The following is a 636-nucleotide window of genomic DNA, read 5'->3' as shown; positions in this document are numbered from 1 at the left end:
ACATCAATGATTGCATCAGCAGGGCAGTCCGCTCCGTCTGAAGTAAAGAATGTCATCGGTGGTTCTTCGCAGTTAGGATCTTTTACAGGCGCTTCCGTATCGCTCACAACTACTTCGCTGCTTACTGAACTTACGTTACCACATCCGTCATCAAATGTCCATGTTCTTACTATCGTGAAGTTGTTCACACATGATCCTGGTACTGTCTCTTCTGACAATACACCAATCACATCTCCTTGACAAGCATCTACCGCTACTAACTCAGGGGCCATCGGCAACTCCTCGTCGCAACTTGCTGTCGCATTCTCTGGTGCCATTGGCGCTACTGGAGCTTCGTCGTCGGTGATCGTGATCACTTGGTCACAACTTGAGCTATTGCCACAAGCATCTGTTGCCGTCCATGTTCTTGTAAACGTCTGTACACAGTCGCCGCTTGTTGCGCCGTCTGAGAAAGTGACCATTACCTCCTGACCGCAGTCATCGGTAGCTGTCGCTTCGCCAGTCGCTGATGGACTTGTATCGTCGCTACAACTTACCATTGCATCTGCAGGACACGTAATCACAGGGGCCGTGTTGTCGATGATGTTCAATAGCGTTGCTATCGGATCCGACGTGTTGCCGCAATCATCTACCGCT

Annotated in this window: 1 protein-coding gene; it reads right to left on the bottom strand. The window is 50.2% G+C overall.

Annotation, left to right across the window (positions count from 1 at the left end; all coding sequences use genetic code 11):
• The coding region (locus tag O3Q51_18415; protein MCZ4410797.1) for a hypothetical protein at positions 1–636 on the bottom strand (636 nt) is incomplete at both ends.

The organism is Cryomorphaceae bacterium 1068 (genome assembly GCA_027214385.1).
Taxonomy (GTDB): Bacteria; Bacteroidota; Bacteroidia; order Flavobacteriales_D; family Cryomorphaceae; genus JAKVAV01.
This window is presented reverse-complemented; position numbering and strand designations above follow the sequence as displayed.